The following is a 16,792-nucleotide window of genomic DNA, read 5'->3' as shown; positions in this document are numbered from 1 at the left end:
GAGCCATACATATTTAGCTAGATTTCGTGTAGCTGTAAGATTCAAAAGTTACCTGCCACTTGGGTATCTCTCTGGTAACACTGACGTTGTCTTTGATGAGATATTTTACGATTAAGTAGTCGTTTGAAACATAAATATCATTAACTTCAAGTAAGTTGCTATGACCAAATAAACTTTTGATTTCATCTCTTTTATGACTGTCGTTAGCAACATCTTTAAGCTCATTATCATCAAGGCCAATAATCACGGCTCCTCGACCATACTTTACGATGTATAAATTATTGTCGGCTAAGTACCGTTTTATTTCTGCAGGGGTCATTTAATCACCTTTCCTTATAGCGTGATGAAATGAGTATAGAATATGACAGCAAAGAAACATGGCTAATGCTGACGTAACTTAGTGAATATGGCTTCTGTGAGCCTACGATAAAATCATCTGCAAACTGAACCTCTAGAATAATGTAACAAGTCCGCAGTTATATGCTTGTTCATATCTATGAGTATGCGCCTGAAGCTGGATTTGTTTTGTCACAGTGTCACTTGCCAATTCCTTAATACGACGGCCACCACGTGGAAGCGCCGCGGCACATAATCCAGATCGTACTTCAGTTTACGATGCATGTCTTTTGGATACCGTGGTGGCTTAGCAAAACGGCGGTTGAAATCAGCAATAAAGTCGGGGGAGTCAGACAATACCTTGTAGCCACATTTCCTTGATTAAGCGAACCTGTAACGGTTTGTTCGCACGTTCAACGCGGCCTTTGGCCTGTGAACTGTTGGCGCAGATGAGCTCGATATTGAGATCATTGAGTACTCGGCCAAACTGAGTTAGCCGTTCAGTCTGAGCATCGCGCTTGCTGACATGAAAAACAGCATGGCGATCGCTGTAAAAGGCCGTTGGTTTACCATGTTGCTCAATGTATTAGGCTGATTCGGTTTCACTGAAACGCAGGTTCATCAAGCGACCAGTGGCATCATCAATGTAAACCAGCAGGCAGCATTTGGGGCTGCGTTCTTCAAACCAGTCATGGTGGGAACCGTCGATTTGGATCAGTTCACCTAAACAGTCACGGCGATGGCGAGGCTGGTAAACACGAGGCTTACGTTTGGCATGGGGAACCCACAAGCCCGTCAGCGATCATCCATTGACGCAAGGTTTCAACGGCGACATGGATTCCGTGAAGTTCTGTGAGCTTTTCATGCGCCAGAGTTGGCCCAAAGTCAGCGTAGTATTCGTGGACTAAGGCTAATTTATCATCATGTCGGTGATTGCCGGGCTGGCCACGCTTTAATGAGAGTAAACCGCTAGAACCAAATTCAAGAAAACGCTTTACCAGGCGATAAACTTGCCGGGTGCTCAAGCTGAGAATACGGGCAGCTTCAACACCAGTAAGCCGTTTGTCACAAATGTCTTGGATGAGTTTAATCCGTAGTAATTCATCATCAGTCATAGTCAGCAACATCTCATTGGCTCCAGATAACACGCTAGAAAAAGAGTGTTCTGAAGTTAGTTCAACATGACATTTCTAACTGGCTCAAACCTGACACTTCTAATTAGATCTTACAATCTCAGTGCGCATTATGTATAGTAGGGTCAAATACTTAGCAGGAATTCAGGCCGGGCGGCCATCTGCTAACGCATTGATAAGTCTTGGATTTTCGTATTTATCTTCCAGCAGGCCGTAGACGACTTTCTGATCGTCCATTTCGAGGATATCGGCGACCTTGAACGCCATATCCCAGTCCATTGAGTTTAGTTCATTTCGCCATTTACTCAACCTAGAACGACTAACCCCCAGTTTCTGAGCAAGCTTGTAGTCAGAAGCCAGAGAATACTTATCTTTCACTAAATCCAATAGTTCATTTGTATAAGTCATTCTAAGTCCCAAAAAATCCGCTAATTGTTAAATAATAGGCGATCAAAATGACCATATCTATAGTTTCCACGAGGTTGACGTTTCTCTCGTGTTGACTAATCCTAATAACGCACATGCAAATACTTGCTTATTGGGAGATAAGATTATGGAAAATCAGCGACATATTGTCACCAGCCCGATACATCGACCCTGTCCGGACATGGCAGGATGCACCAACCACAACCCCGAACTCACCAAACAATCCCTCAAAACCGTCCAGCGATTACGCAAGAAATTTGGCCTTAAAACCACCGCTGAACGCATCGAACGCCAGCGCGAATACCTCAGTGAATTAGCCATGTTGATGGTAGGGGGTGTGCGATGAAAACTGGAACCCAAAAGGAATTCTTCCAACTGTTTTATCGTGCGCACCGGATGGTTGCCAAGGGCAAAGATCCGATGGGTGTCATTAATGAAGCCATCGGCTTGGCGTATCGCTCTGCCAATGATGAAGTCATGATGTGCCGACTTTATGAGGCAAAGTTTAGAGCCGAAATGGCGTTACTTAGCCGGGAGCCAGCCCAATTGTCACTTTTGACACGGCTGCATCTTCATAAAGTGGGGTGCCAATTTTGAATATTTATAGCCAACAAATCCCAAAGCAAGTGACCAAAGCCCCTGCGGGGGCGGCGGTTTCCTCGATGCCATTGCATGAAGTGGCAATCCCGTTAGAGAAATCGGTCACCGCCCAGTACATGGCCGACCATGCCCGTGATGAATTCCATCGCTCGTTGAGGTTGGCGAAGCAACTGCGTTTGGAAGGCGACCGCGGCCAAGCCGCGTTCATGCTCAATGATGCCGGGGAGTTTCGCCGTATCCACCGTGAATTTACGTTAGCCGTTGAACTGATGGGTGGCCTGTAATGAATCATCATCTTTGCCACCTACTGAAAAGGGAAATTCGTGCCAGCTTAGTGCTGGCGCGGAACTACCGCTTGGCAGGAGAACGTCGGGCTGCAATCCAGTTTATGAACGATGCGGCCAATATCCGCCAAGAGTTAGCGGGGTTGCTCAATGCTATCGACTAACGAATTGCTGTATGTGGCGGGTGCCGTTCAGCCCGCCGACGAAACTAAAAATAACCAAGCCGCTTATGATAGCGGTTTTTTAGGATTCCATTTTTGTGGCCCGCAGCCAGAAGGTGCGGTTTCGTCGCTTAATACGACTGCCGCTTGGGGGCTTGGTCGGGTTAGCCGAGAAAATGAATTTCTTGCCGACATGCAAAAAACGCATGAAGAAGCTATGCCGGACGTTAATCGCGATAAACTCATCCGCGAAGCGGCGGCACGCAGTGACGAAAACAATAGGCTTGTCCAAGGGCGCAAAAGTCCGACACACCCACAACAGGCCCAATTAGACAAGATTCTGCGACAGGAGCGTAAGCTACAGCGCGGTAATACCGAGTTGGTAAGCACAGAGGCCGTCTACAATCACGACACCTTGTACGCGATCACAGAGGACGGAAACCAAGCCCGTGTTTTGTCCCCGAAGGGCAAAAGCAAAATTGTTGAACCCAAAGTCACCCCAAACATGATCCGGCTGATGAACCGTGATTGGTCGGGACAGTACAAAATCCAGTATTACACCCAGACCCCGAGCAGCGCCGCGCCGGACGCACAGCAGGGTGACCGTTATACCGAGAAACTGACCAAGCGGGCAGTCAGCAAGATTTTTGAATCGGGCGCCTATGTCGCGACCTGTCACGGTGGCTTCACCACATTCCTGACCCTGACATTCACCAAAGAGCAGCGGGCCAGAATCATGGGCGGGATGGTTGAAGGCGATGCCGCGCCATATTGCACCTTGCCTAAACCACCGTTGCCACCGAGCAAAACCCGCGGGGCGCGTTCGATGCTACGCGGGCGGCCGCAGCTCAAATGCACCGACGGCACCAACACCCCGGTCAAAATCAAACGCAACATGGCCGCGTATATCGAAGATATTGCTGGGCCATATTGTTATATCGACACCATGGCAGATGATCCCGCGGCCACGGTCGATATTCTTGATGATGGCTCCGTCAAAGTCATGAATGAAAACGGTGAAATCGCAGGGCCCTATACGCCGACGTTCCTCAAACCGGAAAAAGAGTTCACGTTAACCAAAACCGCGGAAACCACCATTGGCAAAGAGGTGTCGCGATTCTTGGATGGTGCAAAAAAGATGTACCAGCGGGGTTGGGTGGCTTCGCATACTGTCGAGGTTGACGCTGAAAGTGGCGCGAAATATTGTACGTTGGCAGAAAAAGCTGTCAGTGGTTACACCAGAGCCAGCGAGTTTGGCCCAACCCAAGAGCCAGCAGATTTTCATTATATTTGGGTAGCAGAGTGCCCGGCCAACGAACACGGTGAACCCAATCCCCACGTCCATATCTTGCTGAACTGGTCGGTTCCTCAACCGCTATTTTCCGCCTGGTCAAAACGATTAGAAAAATTGTGGGGCAATGGCTTTGCAAACCTGCAATGGATTAATAAACCCAAGGCGGCGGGCTCATACATTATCAAAGCCGTAGGGTATGCCGCCAAAGGCGAAAACGCCGACCAAGGATTGATAAAAGGCAACCGTTACAACATAGCCCGATGCAGCCGCGCCCCGGCATGGGATTGTGTCGCCAGCTTCGAGGCCGACAACATGGCCGCCATCATCAAAGAGTGTGGTTACAAATTGGAGCAATGGCGCACCCCAATAAACCGCCGCCTCAAGCGGTTGGAAAAGCAGCTAGACCAAACCATCAAGGCCAAAGCGATAGCCAAACAGGCCAAAAAGCCCAAAGAAGCAGTCAACAAGATGACCGCCCGTATTATCCGCCTTGAGAACCAAATGAAGACGGTCCGAGACCAGTTAAAAAGCCGAGAGGTTTTTGCCCAAACCAAAAACATTTTCTGCCTGTCGTTTGATGGCGAGAACGCCGAAGACAAAGCCTATGACTTTTTGCTTTGGGCGGCTGGCGCACGGGGGTGGTCGATGACGCCCGTTGCCGACGATACCGAATACATTGAGTCAGTCACCGAAGCCAAAGCCGTTGCCCGGCAAGAGTACGCCAAACAGTACCAACAGTTTCAGCTTAAACGAGCTTATTGGCACAGCGTGTTAACTGATCCGCTTGCGCCACCCACGGAAGGTGATCCCGAACTCGCATTATCACGGTCAATGATGGCTCGGGAACAATACGAATCCCTGCAATTAGCAGCCTAGAAAGGAACTGAAATACGAATGGAACTGGAAAAAATTACCGCCGAGTTGCAACAGGAACTCGATAAAGCCAAAGGAAACATGTTCATTGCCAAAGTGGTGGCGCCGCTGCGCTTGGTACTGGTTTGGATGAATGGCGTTAACCAAAAACTGATGGAATTGGAGCAAGGGGGAAAGCATGGCTGATGTGATGCCTGTTCGCACTTCAACGAACAAAGTCGAAGGGATTAACCGATGTGAGTGCGGCAGTGTCCGTACTATCCACCGCGCCAGAGGCAAGCGGGCTAAGTTCCTGTATTCAATCTGTGATGACTGCGGTACCAACCAGCAGACCGGGAAATTCTGGCAGGACAAGTTTAACCAGTATTACTCAAGTGTCGAGGCGTTGCAGGAGGCAGAGCGCCAGCCCCAAGAGCCAGAACAAAGCGAACCGGAAGCCGTTGCCGATAAGGTTGAACCCGAACCTATGCCAACGGAAACCGAAACACTATCCGAACCTGAACCCGAAACAAAGCCAAAAGCATGGCGTGTGATCCTAACCGGGATTGTACTTGGTGGCTTAACTGGCGGTGTGATCACCCGTTTATCGTAAACAACCCAAAGGAATTGGAATGGAAACTGAAAACCCAGCCGTAAACGATGGCGAATATGGCGAAAGCCCAGCCATCGAAACCCATTCAGAGCAGGAAGAAAAAGCATTTCTAAACACGCTGGATGATGACAGCCACGACTTTGACCCGGCATCGGTGCAGGCAAAAGAGCAGGATACAAAAGCCGAAATCGAAGCCGCAGCCGGAGTGGTCTTCATTGGCCTGATGACCGTCGAGCAAACCATGAAAACCATGGTGCATCCTGATTTTGCATTTAACCCTGAGCAGGCCGAAAGTGTGGCTTATAAAGTGGCGCCGCTGATTGTGAAATACGGTGGTAATCCGCCACCGTGGTTGGCGGCTTACATGGATGAAATCATGGCCGTTGCTGCGATTGGTATGTTGGGGCTAAGTAGCTTCATGCAGATCAAGCAATTGAAGGCCGCCGATATTGAAGCGGCGAAGGAGAAAGCCAAGAATGCCGCTAATGATGATCACCAACAGGAGGCCGCTTGAAACTCCAACCTATCAACCAGAACAATGCGCTAGATAATCACCATGCGTATGCGGTTGGTATGTCAGGCTGCGGGAAGACTTCCGCAGCCAAAAAGCTGTTTATCAAGGCAACCGACCAAGTCGCAATTTTTGACCCGCTCAATGACTACCAAGGCATACTCGCCGGGCGAAAGGTTCGCAGCTATGACAAGCTCAAGGACTTTGCTGCGGCACTGATTGCAGGGCGGAAAACCAATCAGGGTTTTAAGATTGCGTATACACCTAAGCATGAAACCACCGAAGCCGACTTTGATAGATTCTGTTCTGTGGTTTGGGGCATGGGGAACGGTAAGCACAAAAAACCGCTGAAGGTAATCTGTGAAGAAGTGGCCGAGCACAGCAATACCACCGCGAAGGCCACCGGGTACCATGGCAAGATATTGAGGCTAGGGCGCAAGTATGGCCTGCACTCCATCAACATGTTCCAGCGTGGGCAGGAAGTCTCAAAGACCATTATCGACAACTGCCAGTACGCCTGTGTGATGATGCAGAAAGCCGATGATAGTGCCCGGTACCTACAGCAAAAGACAGGAATACCTGCGAATGAGATAATACCGCTTCAAAAGCTTGAATATATTCTGCAAGATGGAAAGAAATGGAATAAAAATGTGATTATTTGGTAGGCAAGTATATTTTAATAGGCCACTTTGAAAGTGGCCTATTAAAAGCTTAATGATATATGTTAAAACTTTCTAAAATTGAAACAAAATCATTTAAATGCTTATCGCCCATTAACTTGTGATTCGGATATATACTATAGTCGATTCTATTTATATATGACTGGCTGTATTTGTTAGAATTATACTCTTCTGATTTCAGTGTTGATGTTAAAATCACTTGTTTATTAAGTTGATTATATACATCTAACATTGCTTCCTCTTTTCTTGAGGATAATTCACCATCTCTAAAAGAATCTACAATAATAGGGAAGCTGTGGTTTAGCTTGTTATTAAGCGCAATTAACCTACAGAAGTAATATTCTTGTTGGTCACTACCTGAGAATACAGCATCCTTTTTTGAAAAGATATCATCAAAATTCAATATTCCTTCTTTATCTATACTTTCATACACTTTCATCATTTCAGAGGATATATCCTCGACTAAAGTTGCTTGTTCAACTTTGCTTATACTAATAGTCTCGATGTTGTTTTCTTTTGCATCATTTAAGGCATCTATTTGTAGTTGTATTTCGAAAGCTCTATCACTATATTCCTCTTGCGTAAGTATTTCATCTTTAAATAATGCCACTTGAAAAATATCTGGAGGTGTGACTTCCATAAGATCATTCAAAGAATCCTGAATGTCATTTATCTGAAATGTCAAATCATCTATAATTAGAGACTTTAAGTCAATATCCTCTCCAATTGATTTTAGAATGGCATTTTTTACATCACTGTTACTTACGTCAAATTCAAGATCTTTATTTGCATATATGATTTTATCACTTCTGCATTCTCCACAAATCAGTTTACCTTCAGATAAGGTTCTATTTAGAGAGTTTAATTCAGTTATGAGGGTTTTCAACTTTGATATTCGATTTGAGAGTCGATTTCTTTTAGTCTTTAACTTTGCTATTTTATTATTCTTATCTTCGATGAGCTTTATTGTATCTTGAGCATCGAGCAGATCTTGATACTTAGATGTAAATGAAGCGATAGTGGGGTTTTTCTTTACAAGATTAAGCTTTTTTTTGACAGCCTTTAAATCATTCTTAAGAGTCAAAAGTTGCTTTTTTATGGATAGCTTTTCATCTTTACAGTCCACCACTGAGTTAACGCCGGCTAAATCACACAGCATTAGCTTGAAATCATCTTTATTAAAACGGCCGTGGTAAATAATGTTTGAAGGGTTTCTATTATCTTGACCAATAAAAAACATCTCATAAAACATTTCAAAACTAACTGTTTGAGGTGAGCCTTTTTTAATTATTTTTGGTAGCTCAATAATATTCCGACTAAAATAAAATCTAAATTCAGACTCTGATGAGAAGAGTCTCATGTCATTTTTTGTTCTAATGAAGAATGAGTTTCCCTTTCTTAATAGCTCATAATCTTCGCCATTAAATTCCAACAAAGTATAAAAGTAATAATCTTTATAGTTAAAACCATTTGGAAAAATAGGACTGTTCCCCAAAGAAAACATCAGCCCTTGTATAAGAAGTGTTTTTCCTCGGTTATTATCATCACTAAAAATTACATTAACGCCATTTTTCAATTCATTTTCAATATATGCTTGATTGAAATCACCAATAGCAACTTTTTTAATTAACATTTTTCTTCCCTGTCATAAGTAGTGATATCAGATAGATCAAACTTGTTTTATCAAGGTATTTGGGGATTGTTTTAATATTGGTTAACAAGGCATCTAATACAGCTTCAATTCTTTTTTCGTCTTTCAAGTGAACTTGTTCAATTATACACTCCACTACTTTCCAAAAGTGTATGTTTGAATTTTTATCAAAGAACGCTCTGCTCAAATTTGCCTTGCAGTCTTGCACTAGGTCTTCAATATCATCTATATCACCTATATTCATAGTATATGGATAAAATGGAAACGGAATACCTTCATAACTAAAAACTTCAATTCCTACAAGCTTACTTATAATCATTGTGTGAATTTGGACTTTAGTAATGTGTCTATTGAATTTCAACACTTCTTCTGGGAGTTTAATTACTTTACCTTCGATATATGAATTCTTTAATGAGCTTTGAATATTTCGTATTTCATTAAAGATATTATCATATATCTTATTTTCAATAATCGACGTATTTTCGAAGCCTGATACTTTTTTAATATATTCAGATTTACTATGAGTATCTTGGTAGAACTTTACTTTTTCTAAGAAGTCAATGAAAAGTGGTGGCTCTGAAATGTTGTGCTTATCTTTGATTATACTTAATAATTTGTTTTCAATTCTTTTTTGTGTTTTTTCTTTAATGTTGTTGTAGCTGTAATAATTTACAGATGGGTCATTTAAATACTCGTCCTTTAAAGGAGGGCAAAAAAGGATGTATTCAGCAAAATCAATTGATGATATGTAATTATCATACAGTGTGTATAAACTTTCACCTATTTTTGCAGGTGGAAAGTATGCGTAATTTTTACTTTGTATATCCCAGATCTTGGAAAATGACTCACTGGCACCATTAACATCGTTAAAGCAATCAACGATAATTAGCTCAACTTCGTCACTATCTGGCCTCATACCAACTAAATACAACATCGATTTTGCTTCATAATCTGATGCTTTTTCGTTGTTAATCTCTGTATTTGTAAATTGATACAAAATCAAACTCATGTCTAAACAATTAGTTACGCGCGAAGATATCTTAACAATGATTTTATTTCAATCATGAAACAGTAAAGACATCTACTTTTTTGATATCAAACATAATAGTGTTCATTTCGAGCTTAATTACAGCGTGAGTACGATTTTCTTAAGTTAGTATCTACATAGATTTTAGGTTCAAGTCGCATATCTTTTAATTGTTTTCCCTATAGCCTTACCGGCTATTTTTCGTTTGCCTTAAAACCAAATCGCTTGCTTTTCTGTTGGTGCTTATTTCGAGAATTAACCAACAGAGAGTAAATCATGAGTGCAAAAACGAAAGGCTATGTGGTCACCGGGGTGATTGCGTTACTGGTTGCCGGGGCTGTTGTCTGGGCATCGAATAACGTTGATGCCGTCGAAGACGCGATTGGTTGAGGAGTAGGATAATGGAACTACTTCAAACCCCGTTCGCACCGCGCCCCAAAGAGCTAGACCCGATTGAAGGTGTCGGCTGGGGCAACCGTGCCTCGTTGCGTCTGGTTTCTGGCCCGACGTATCACAGTATCGAGCTTGTTACCGATATTCTTGATCCCAAAGACATTGAGCGTGTCGAACTGTCATTGAACGGTTCGGCAAAATACAGTGTCAGCGGTGAAACACTGGTTGGCCTGCAAGCTCATCGTAAAAACTACGCCGAACCGGGGCGTTATATCCTGTCGTTTGGTGATCCAACCCTGCGCACCAAAATTGGTGTCCGTCAGACAGACCTTGTTACCTTGGGTGGTGAAATCTGGTTTGTCCATATCACGCTACGTGCCAAAGATGCGCCAACGCCATCAATCCGCGCTCGTGCTCACGTTCTGCCAGCCCAAAGCGTCCGTTACTACATGCCGCGCCTGTATGAAATCACGTGGTTTGCGTCAGCAACTGGCCGAACGCCGTTTGATTTTGCCGAGCGTAGCCCAGCACTGAACCTCAAGCGCATTCACTTCATGGACGAGTCTATCCAGCGTGTTCGTGTGTTGCGTGATTCCTTTGAAGAAATGAACGTCACCAAGGCCGATAACGCCTTTGATTTGACCCAGTCGAAGAAAGAGCAGATGGCAGGCGCGTTTACACTCGACTTTATCCGTTACGGCTTTGGCGCCGATGGCATGTTGAATACGGCCGCCCGTAGCCAGTTGGCGTTCGAGTTGGATAAAAACGCCGTGGGCAGTGTGCCGGTAATTGTCGAAGCGGTCGAGCAGGTGAACCCGTTGCCGACGGCAGCCTAAGGGGGCGAAATGAGTCTACTTGATAGCCTGGGGGAATCCTTGGGCGGTCTGACGGATTCGGTGCTGAGTGGTGGCGAAAAGTTTGTTGATTCATGGTTCGACAACGAGGCCAACAAAGTAGCCTCAGCCGCACCGGAAGAAAATCGCCCGGCTACGCACCAAGAGCCAGCCCAACAGCCAACCGGACAACCAATTCACTATGGTATGCCGTCCACGAACACACTGTTAATGGTCGGTGGCGGTGTTGTCGTAATGATGATGTTCTTCATGCTGATGATGCGGGGGAAATAATGCCGTTATTATTTTGGCCGCTTTTGGCGGGTACCGTCGGTTATGTCGGCGGCCTGTTTACCAGTGATGCCGTGGGGCGCACCTTGAAGATGCTGATCGCGGTCGTCATGGGGCTTTGGTTGTATGACATTGTGTGGGGGAAGAAGTAATGCTGGGAGCAATGACTTCGTTGACAGGTGGCGGCGGAATGCCCGTCGATGCCGGGGGCGGTTCTGCCGGACCATCAACGGCCACCTCTGAATCCAACATGGGTTTCCGTGTCGGCGCCATCAACATGGGGGGCGGCGGTGCGGCTAATTTATCAAGCTGGTTACCCGTTCTTCTGGCGTTAATCGTCGTGTGGTTTCTGCTGAAAAAGGTGGGCTGATGTATTTCCGAATTATCCGCCCAACCGCCGCCGACTTCATGGCAAATCTGAACCTGTTGAAGCCAGCCTTCACGGGTTCGGATGACCCCAAGGGGGAATTTAACTATGTGCGGTCACTGCTGAGGGAAAAGCAAGCCAGCTTCTATCTGCTGACAGGCAAGAGTATCAAACTGTGGTTTGTCAGCCGGGTGATTGATGGTCGTTACCACATCATTGCGATGACAGGGCGCGGATTAGTGCAGGCTGCCAGTCACATTATCGAGCGGGTAAGTCGCTGTGGCTATCAGGCCATTAGCTATCACACCTACCGCAATGGCATGCGTCGGATTCTAAGCCGCTTTGGCTTTGAGCAAACCGAGCAAGCCCGTGAATTCGACGGTACCACCGAGACCGTTCATCAATTGGATTTAATCAGGGGGAAACATGGCTAAGGGAGGAAGCCGTGCGGTTGCACGTCCGTCGCGTTCGCCACGTATCGGAAAAGGCGGCAGGGCACGTCGTAGCATTAAGCCGAAAAAGTCACAGTCGAACAACCTCAGGATGGGGATTGGTGGTTTCGAGCGTGACCAAATCAACCGCAAGGCCAAGCGGATTAAAAAGCCGATTTCGACACACACAGGCCGGATGCACCAACGGTCGGAGCTTGGCGAACTGTCCAAAACCAGTTTGAGCAAGAAGCGCCGTTTCGGTGTCCGTCCGGTTAGACGCTAGGGGGAAGCATGGGTAAAGGTGGAAGCAGTAGCAGTACCAACCAAAATACCAGCGTCAATACCAGTGGTCAGAATGCGATTCAAGGTGACAACCTCGGTGTTGCACTGTCAGGCATTAACGACTCAGAGATTGATGTCACCATGACCGACCACGGTGCCATGGAACGTGCCGCCGAACTTAGCGAGCTGGCAATAACCAATAATACCGCAGTGACCACCGAAGCATTGGATGCCAACGTGGCAGTCAGTGAAGCGGCACTGGAAAGTAATACCGCTGCCACTGAAGCCGCGTTGGTGATGGGTGAAAACGCCGTCGATTCTGCCATGGACTTTGGCCGCGATGCACTGGCATCCAATACCGCGGTGCTGAGTGAATCACTCGAATTTGGCCGGGATGCCATGACGGCCAATGCCGAAGTGGCGAATAACGCCATGGAAGTGGTGACCAATGCCCACGGTGAGAACCTGCAAATGATGGCAGGACTTGCGGGCAATCAGGCCGCGCAGAACAGCGAAAGCCTAGAGGCCATCAAGGATTTGGCGGCAATGAAAGTCGATGGCGGTCAGGTCGCCACGTCGAAGCAAATGACCATCATCGTTGGGATCGTGTTCTTCTTTGTGACCGTGATGATGTTTAAGGGGAAAGGATGAGTTTTCACCAGATGATGCACCCGCGCCAGCGGGCACAGTTTCAGGCGGTCGGGGAGTTTCTGTATATCGAAAGCTGCCCGGCATCGGTATCCATTACCACCGAACGTGGCGAATACCGACTCAAGCCCGGCGCCCAAATCATTGACCCGCAACTGTCCGGTCGGGTCACCGTTGAGAACATGGGCGAGGCGGGAGCCGTGACCATTCTCTGTGGTTTCGGTCGCTACATTCCGCCCGCCGATGGTCAGCAGGTCGCCGTTACACAGATGCCCGAAATGGTACTGGCACCAGAGCAACAGGTGGAAGTCGCCAAGCTACCCGCGGTGGCCTTGGTTGACGGTCAGCAAGTGATTGTCTCGCAACTGCCCAAGGTTCAGCTAGACGACAACCAGCAAGTGACCGTGTCACAAATACCGGAATTATCACTGGCAGCAGGCCAACAGGTTGCTATCACGGCTTTGCCCAAAGTCCAGTTTGAAACCGGGCAGGCGGTTCGTGTCTATGCCACCAATCCGTTGCTGACCAAACCCGTTGGCGGTTCGGGTATTGGTACCTCGTTACTGACTATAGAAACTAGCGCCGCCACACTGGCAGAAAACCCGTCACGTTGTCACGTTTTGATGAAGGTGCCGAGCGCAAACACCCAACCAATTACCCTAGGTAACGGTTGGGAACTGGCACCGGGCGAGCAGCTAAAACTTGAAACCACCGCCGAGCTGGTCTTTGCCGGGACGGACGGTGACACCATTCAAATCATTGAGGTAATTCGATGACTAAAGAAGTAATGAGCTCGTTGCGCGAGCGTCTGCCTAAAGGTTCAGCCCGCAACAAGATTGAGTTCTTGGCGGATGCCATGGATACGACAGCCACAGAAATTCATGAATTTCTGGCAGCCTTGAAGCCCGCAGCGGTTAACTTGCTGGCGAACTCACAGTTCAATGAAAACATGGAACTTGAATCTAACTATCGTCAGCTAATCAGCCAAGCGGGAACAGCCGCCGATTTGACGCGCACCATTTCTAATGGCCGTTGCTCAATGATGGTCGCGCCTGATTGGGCTGTCGAAGTCCCAACCGACAAGGACTCGGTATCAGGTTTTAAGGTTGAAGGGCTTTCTGACTCATATTACGAAGAATACCCGACTATTGATAAAGACAGTGGCGTGCTGTCGTATTTTTCTTCGGCCTTTACCTTGTACCAAGTGGTCTCCGTGCCGTTTAACGGCAAACACCACCAAGCCTTAAAAGGCCGCTTTTCCTTGTCGGGTGTCGCGGGGCAAACGGTGACTATCGGCATTGCTCGACTATGGCATGACTACCACGGCAAGCTGGTTATCAGTCAGCCTATGGGTGAGAAAACCTACACGCTAACTGAAAATGATCCTTGGCTACCCGTTACAGTCGAAACCGAGGCGGTGAGCTGCCAACGTTATGGCAATGCCGGAACGTTGGCACTGTATATCAGGGTTGAAGGTGCCCAGTTTGGACGCATCTATAACGCGAAGTTGTGGCATTCCGACAAGTACGGCAACGCACCTGAGCAGTTTGCTAATCAGCACCATGGCGATGCCTACCGCCGTGCCTTTGGCTGGCGCAATCAAGTCAGTAGTAATGCGGAAATTGTCGCGCCCAATGTGGTGAAATTCCATTTCAAGCGACATTTGCCGTATGTCTTTAATCCTGAACAGCATCTGATTGTTGAAAGCCGGATGAAGCCCAGTGCCCAGGTGACTACCATTGATAGCAATTCCGTCACGCTGACATTCAGTGAAGACGACTTTAACAGTCAAACCAACCAACTAGGCGAATTCATGGGCATGATTGGGATGCAATATAGCGCCATGCCTGTTGGCCTTGGATTCTATTAAATGCGCTGGCTTTGGGCGTTATCCGCTATCGCTGCTGTCTGGATGCTTTATCGCGCCCAGCATAGCGATAGCGGTCAATCATGGAGTAACTTAACAGGGATGACAGACGACATGACCTCAGGGAAACCCCGCGGGATTCGTAACAACAACCCGCTGAACATCGAATACAGCAAGCGCAATAAATGGCGTGGCCAAGTCGGTACTGATGGCCGATTTGTTATTTTTGAAGATGACAAATACGGTTTCCGCGCCGCCGCGCGTGTACTGCGTAGTTACCAGCGACGCGGTATCAATACCATTCACAGCATCGTGCATACCTTTGCGCCGGACAATGAAAACGAAAGCGACCATTACGCCAATATGGTTGCCCAATGGACAGGCTACGGCAAACACCAACAGCTTGATGTGCACAACGATGACACGGCAATGGTAGTCATCAAAGCCATGGCACGAATGGAAGTCGGACACAGCTACAGCACTGCGGAAGTGATGGAAGGAGTCGCACTGGCATGACAACCAAGAAAGCCGCAACTTCAATTGCAATCAGCGTCGCCGGGATGGTTCTCGGCGCGTACACACTCAAATACCTACGAAAAAAAGGATGGTTATGATTAATTTCAAAGAGCCAAGCACAAAAACGGGATTGATTTTGCTTGGTAGTGTTGCTGCCGGACTTATTACCGGAAACGCCGAGCTAGTCACTGTCAATATGGGTGAATCAGGCGCCCAGTTAGGCGGTACTATTCCGATGGTAGTTGGTGCAGTGGTTGGGTTATGGGACATGATCCGTAAGGAAAAAGGCTAGGGTGCTTGGATGGGAGAGCTCATTAAATTGTTTACTGAGTTGGGAGTTACGCCGCCAACTCTTATCATTTGTTATTTGCTTTTTCGGTCGGTCAAAGCACATGAATCTGTCTTAGGTGAGCTAAAAAAGATGCTGGCGCAGCATGAGAAACGAATTATGAAGTTAGAATGGGAGTTTGGCGGAAATAATCAACAATGCAACAAATAATTAATTGCACAATAATAACTCAAGCGTATGATTGGCAAGTGAAAATAAAATAATTTTCGCATCATTTTTCGATGAGTTGTTGGAGCGAGCATGCCTATAGTTGCTGCTATTATCATAATTATTGCTTTGTGTATTCTAGGTCCTCATTTAAAAAATATAATTGCAGCTATCCTTAGCCTTATTGCAATTTATTATATCGGTTCTGTTGGTTTAGCTTTACTAGGTGGCGCTATTGGCTTAGGTCCCATTATTGTTGGGTTGGTTGTGTTTTTTTTCATTCGCGGGATTTTTTTCGAGTGATAATGAATCAAATCATATGAAAAGAGCCCGCAATCGCGGGCTTTTTTATGCCCGGAGGCTAGGGAAGTCGCTGCGCTTTCTTGGCTTCCGCTTTGGCCTGAACCTTACGATAGGCTTTCTTTTTTTTCTTTGTCACGGTGTCACTTCTTGGCTCCTTGATCCGACGGCCACCACGGAACGGCAACGGCGTGACCACGTGAGAGCGCCGCGGCACATAGTCCAGCTCGTACATCCGTTTCAGGGTGTGGTATTCGTCAAACCGCAGTGCCCACGACATTAATTCCTTGGGACTGAACCGACGGCCATCCGGCGTGACAATCACACAGTAGTGCTCGTCAATCTTGAATCCCGTCCAGCGGGTATCATCCGGCAGGTAGCCACGGGCACGAATAATCAGCAGTTTCTCGGCCATCGGGTTGACGTCCATCCAGCCGGACAGCCAGCGTTTGACCGTCACGGGCTGGACATGAAACCACGCCGCCGCGTCGGCAATCGAGTCGAAGTTCTGCCAAAACAGTTTTACAAACGATTCATGGAGCATGAAGTACCTCGCAAAAAATTATGACCAACAAAAGTTTTTTCCGATTAATAAAAGGCTTGCTGATTGGCGGTAGCAATCAATGAGGGCAACGAAGTCATGGTGTCCTTGAACAAACTTTTTATTACAGACAAAAACTACCGGTTGGTACGTGGCTAGAAAAGACCAACGTTCGAAGATAACTAACTGTTTCCAGAGACTTTTTGCCGGGCATTTTAAGAGGTTTCCCAACTGACACATTACATGTTAAATTAAGACA

General features: G+C 46.8%; 27 protein-coding genes and 1 pseudogene. 22 read left to right on the top strand and 6 right to left on the bottom strand.

What is annotated here, in order from left to right; all coding sequences use genetic code 11:
• Nucleotides 1–13: 13 nt before the first annotated feature.
• From MD588_RS19100 to MD588_RS19090, 3 genes and pseudogenes are all read right to left on the bottom strand, one after another.
• Complete coding sequence (locus MD588_RS19100; protein ID WP_265699235.1) at nt 14–319, bottom strand: hypothetical protein; 306 nt, start codon at nt 317–319, stop codon at nt 14–16.
• Between the two features lie 272 nt (nt 320–591).
• A pseudogene (locus tag MD588_RS19095) lies at nt 592–1,451 on the bottom strand (ISNCY family transposase); the annotation flags it as partial.
• 162 nt (nt 1,452–1,613) lie between these two features.
• Entirely contained in the window at nt 1,614–1,877 is a 264-nt protein-coding gene (locus MD588_RS19090) for a transcriptional regulator (protein ID WP_265699234.1), read from the bottom strand.
• 145 nt (nt 1,878–2,022) lie between these two features.
• Between MD588_RS19090 and MD588_RS19085 the strand changes: the two genes are divergently transcribed.
• Genes MD588_RS19085 through MD588_RS19045 form a run of 9 tightly spaced genes read left to right on the top strand, consistent with a single transcriptional unit; the run spans nt 2,023 to nt 6,875 of the window.
• Nucleotides 2,023–2,241, top strand: coding sequence for a hypothetical protein (locus tag MD588_RS19085; protein WP_265699233.1), 219 nt, complete (start codon nt 2,023–2,025; stop codon nt 2,239–2,241).
• Nucleotides 2,238–2,492 (top strand): hypothetical protein, encoded by a 255-nt coding sequence (locus tag MD588_RS19080; RefSeq protein ID WP_265699232.1) that lies wholly within the window; start codon nt 2,238–2,240, stop codon nt 2,490–2,492. Before MD588_RS19085 ends, MD588_RS19080 begins: the two co-directional genes overlap by 4 nt.
• Entirely contained in the window at nt 2,489–2,779 is a 291-nt protein-coding gene (locus MD588_RS19075) for a hypothetical protein (RefSeq protein ID WP_265699230.1), read from the top strand. The genes MD588_RS19080 and MD588_RS19075 overlap by 4 nt, the downstream gene beginning before the upstream one ends.
• On the top strand, nt 2,779–2,943 hold the full coding sequence (locus tag MD588_RS19070; protein ID WP_265699229.1) for a hypothetical protein: 165 nt from the start codon (nt 2,779–2,781) through the stop codon (nt 2,941–2,943). The genes MD588_RS19075 and MD588_RS19070 overlap by 1 nt, the downstream gene beginning before the upstream one ends.
• Nucleotides 2,930–5,110, top strand: a complete 2,181-nt coding sequence (locus MD588_RS19065; RefSeq protein WP_265699228.1) for a hypothetical protein — start codon at nt 2,930–2,932, stop codon at nt 5,108–5,110. The genes MD588_RS19070 and MD588_RS19065 overlap by 14 nt, the downstream gene beginning before the upstream one ends.
• An 18-nt stretch (nt 5,111–5,128) precedes the next feature.
• Complete coding sequence (locus MD588_RS19060) at nt 5,129–5,293, top strand: hypothetical protein (protein WP_265699227.1); 165 nt, start codon at nt 5,129–5,131, stop codon at nt 5,291–5,293.
• Nucleotides 5,286–5,699: a hypothetical protein gene (locus tag MD588_RS19055; protein WP_265699226.1), complete on the top strand. Its 414-nt coding sequence runs from the start codon at nt 5,286–5,288 to the stop codon at nt 5,697–5,699. The genes MD588_RS19060 and MD588_RS19055 overlap by 8 nt, the downstream gene beginning before the upstream one ends.
• A gap of 19 nt (nt 5,700–5,718) precedes the next feature.
• Entirely contained in the window at nt 5,719–6,213 is a 495-nt protein-coding gene (locus MD588_RS19050; protein WP_265699225.1) for a hypothetical protein, read from the top strand.
• Nucleotides 6,214–6,272: 59 nt separating this feature from the next.
• Entirely contained in the window at nt 6,273–6,875 is a 603-nt protein-coding gene (locus MD588_RS19045) for an ATP-binding protein (protein ID WP_265699306.1), read from the top strand.
• Nucleotides 6,876–6,921: 46 nt separating this feature from the next.
• Here MD588_RS19045 and MD588_RS19040 read toward each other — a convergent pair whose 3' ends face one another.
• Both MD588_RS19040 and MD588_RS19035 read right to left on the bottom strand, forming a co-directional pair.
• On the bottom strand, nt 6,922–8,523 hold the full coding sequence (locus MD588_RS19040) for a hypothetical protein (RefSeq protein ID WP_265699224.1): 1,602 nt from the start codon (nt 8,521–8,523) through the stop codon (nt 6,922–6,924).
• On the bottom strand, nt 8,513–9,550 hold the full coding sequence (locus tag MD588_RS19035) for a hypothetical protein (RefSeq protein WP_265699223.1): 1,038 nt from the start codon (nt 9,548–9,550) through the stop codon (nt 8,513–8,515). The genes MD588_RS19040 and MD588_RS19035 overlap by 11 nt, the downstream gene beginning before the upstream one ends.
• 419 nt (nt 9,551–9,969) lie before the next feature.
• Between MD588_RS19035 and MD588_RS19030 the strand changes: the two genes are divergently transcribed.
• The 13 genes from MD588_RS19030 to MD588_RS18970 all read left to right on the top strand — a co-directional run bounded on the left by MD588_RS19030 (nt 9,970) and on the right by MD588_RS18970 (nt 15,995).
• Nucleotides 9,970–10,797 (top strand): major capsid protein P2, encoded by an 828-nt coding sequence (locus MD588_RS19030; RefSeq protein ID WP_265699222.1) that lies wholly within the window; start codon nt 9,970–9,972, stop codon nt 10,795–10,797.
• Nucleotides 10,798–10,806: 9 nt separating this feature from the next.
• Nucleotides 10,807–11,088: a hypothetical protein gene (locus MD588_RS19025; RefSeq protein ID WP_265699221.1), complete on the top strand. Its 282-nt coding sequence runs from the start codon at nt 10,807–10,809 to the stop codon at nt 11,086–11,088.
• Entirely contained in the window at nt 11,088–11,237 is a 150-nt protein-coding gene (locus tag MD588_RS19020) for a hypothetical protein (RefSeq protein WP_265699220.1), read from the top strand. Before MD588_RS19025 ends, MD588_RS19020 begins: the two co-directional genes overlap by 1 nt.
• Entirely contained in the window at nt 11,222–11,455 is a 234-nt protein-coding gene (locus MD588_RS19015; RefSeq protein ID WP_407676595.1) for a hypothetical protein, read from the top strand. Before MD588_RS19020 ends, MD588_RS19015 begins: the two co-directional genes overlap by 16 nt.
• Nucleotides 11,455–11,886 (top strand): hypothetical protein, encoded by a 432-nt coding sequence (locus tag MD588_RS19010; protein ID WP_265699219.1) that lies wholly within the window; start codon nt 11,455–11,457, stop codon nt 11,884–11,886. The genes MD588_RS19015 and MD588_RS19010 overlap by 1 nt, the downstream gene beginning before the upstream one ends.
• Nucleotides 11,879–12,166, top strand: coding sequence for a hypothetical protein (locus MD588_RS19005; protein ID WP_265699218.1), 288 nt, complete (start codon nt 11,879–11,881; stop codon nt 12,164–12,166). The genes MD588_RS19010 and MD588_RS19005 overlap by 8 nt, the downstream gene beginning before the upstream one ends.
• An 8-nt stretch (nt 12,167–12,174) precedes the next feature.
• Nucleotides 12,175–12,816, top strand: coding sequence for a chemotaxis protein (locus MD588_RS19000; RefSeq protein ID WP_265699217.1), 642 nt, complete (start codon nt 12,175–12,177; stop codon nt 12,814–12,816).
• Nucleotides 12,813–13,589 (top strand): hypothetical protein, encoded by a 777-nt coding sequence (locus tag MD588_RS18995; RefSeq protein WP_265699215.1) that lies wholly within the window; start codon nt 12,813–12,815, stop codon nt 13,587–13,589. Before MD588_RS19000 ends, MD588_RS18995 begins: the two co-directional genes overlap by 4 nt.
• Complete coding sequence (locus MD588_RS18990) at nt 13,586–14,683, top strand: hypothetical protein (protein WP_265699214.1); 1,098 nt, start codon at nt 13,586–13,588, stop codon at nt 14,681–14,683. Before MD588_RS18995 ends, MD588_RS18990 begins: the two co-directional genes overlap by 4 nt.
• Complete coding sequence (locus MD588_RS18985; RefSeq protein WP_265699213.1) at nt 14,684–15,196, top strand: virion protein; 513 nt, start codon at nt 14,684–14,686, stop codon at nt 15,194–15,196.
• 94 nt (nt 15,197–15,290) lie between these two features.
• Nucleotides 15,291–15,488 carry a hypothetical protein gene (locus MD588_RS18980; RefSeq protein ID WP_265699212.1) on the top strand — a complete coding sequence of 66 codons (198 nt, stop codon included), beginning with the start codon at nt 15,291–15,293 and terminating at the stop codon, nt 15,486–15,488.
• A 9-nt stretch (nt 15,489–15,497) separates the two neighbouring features.
• Nucleotides 15,498–15,695, top strand: a complete 198-nt coding sequence (locus tag MD588_RS18975; RefSeq protein ID WP_265699211.1) for a hypothetical protein — start codon at nt 15,498–15,500, stop codon at nt 15,693–15,695.
• A 90-nt stretch (nt 15,696–15,785) separates the two neighbouring features.
• Nucleotides 15,786–15,995, top strand: a complete 210-nt coding sequence (locus tag MD588_RS18970; protein ID WP_265699210.1) for a hypothetical protein — start codon at nt 15,786–15,788, stop codon at nt 15,993–15,995.
• Nucleotides 15,996–16,053: 58 nt separating this feature from the next.
• Here the strand turns inward: MD588_RS18970 and MD588_RS18965 are convergent, their stop codons facing one another.
• Nucleotides 16,054–16,536 (bottom strand): phage protein, encoded by a 483-nt coding sequence (locus MD588_RS18965; RefSeq protein WP_265699208.1) that lies wholly within the window; start codon nt 16,534–16,536, stop codon nt 16,054–16,056.
• Between the last annotated feature and the right edge of the window lie 256 nt (nt 16,537–16,792).

The organism is Photobacterium obscurum, assembly GCF_026191635.1.
GTDB classification, from domain to species: domain Bacteria; phylum Pseudomonadota; class Gammaproteobacteria; order Enterobacterales; family Vibrionaceae; genus Photobacterium; species Photobacterium obscurum.
This window is presented reverse-complemented; position numbering and strand designations above follow the sequence as displayed.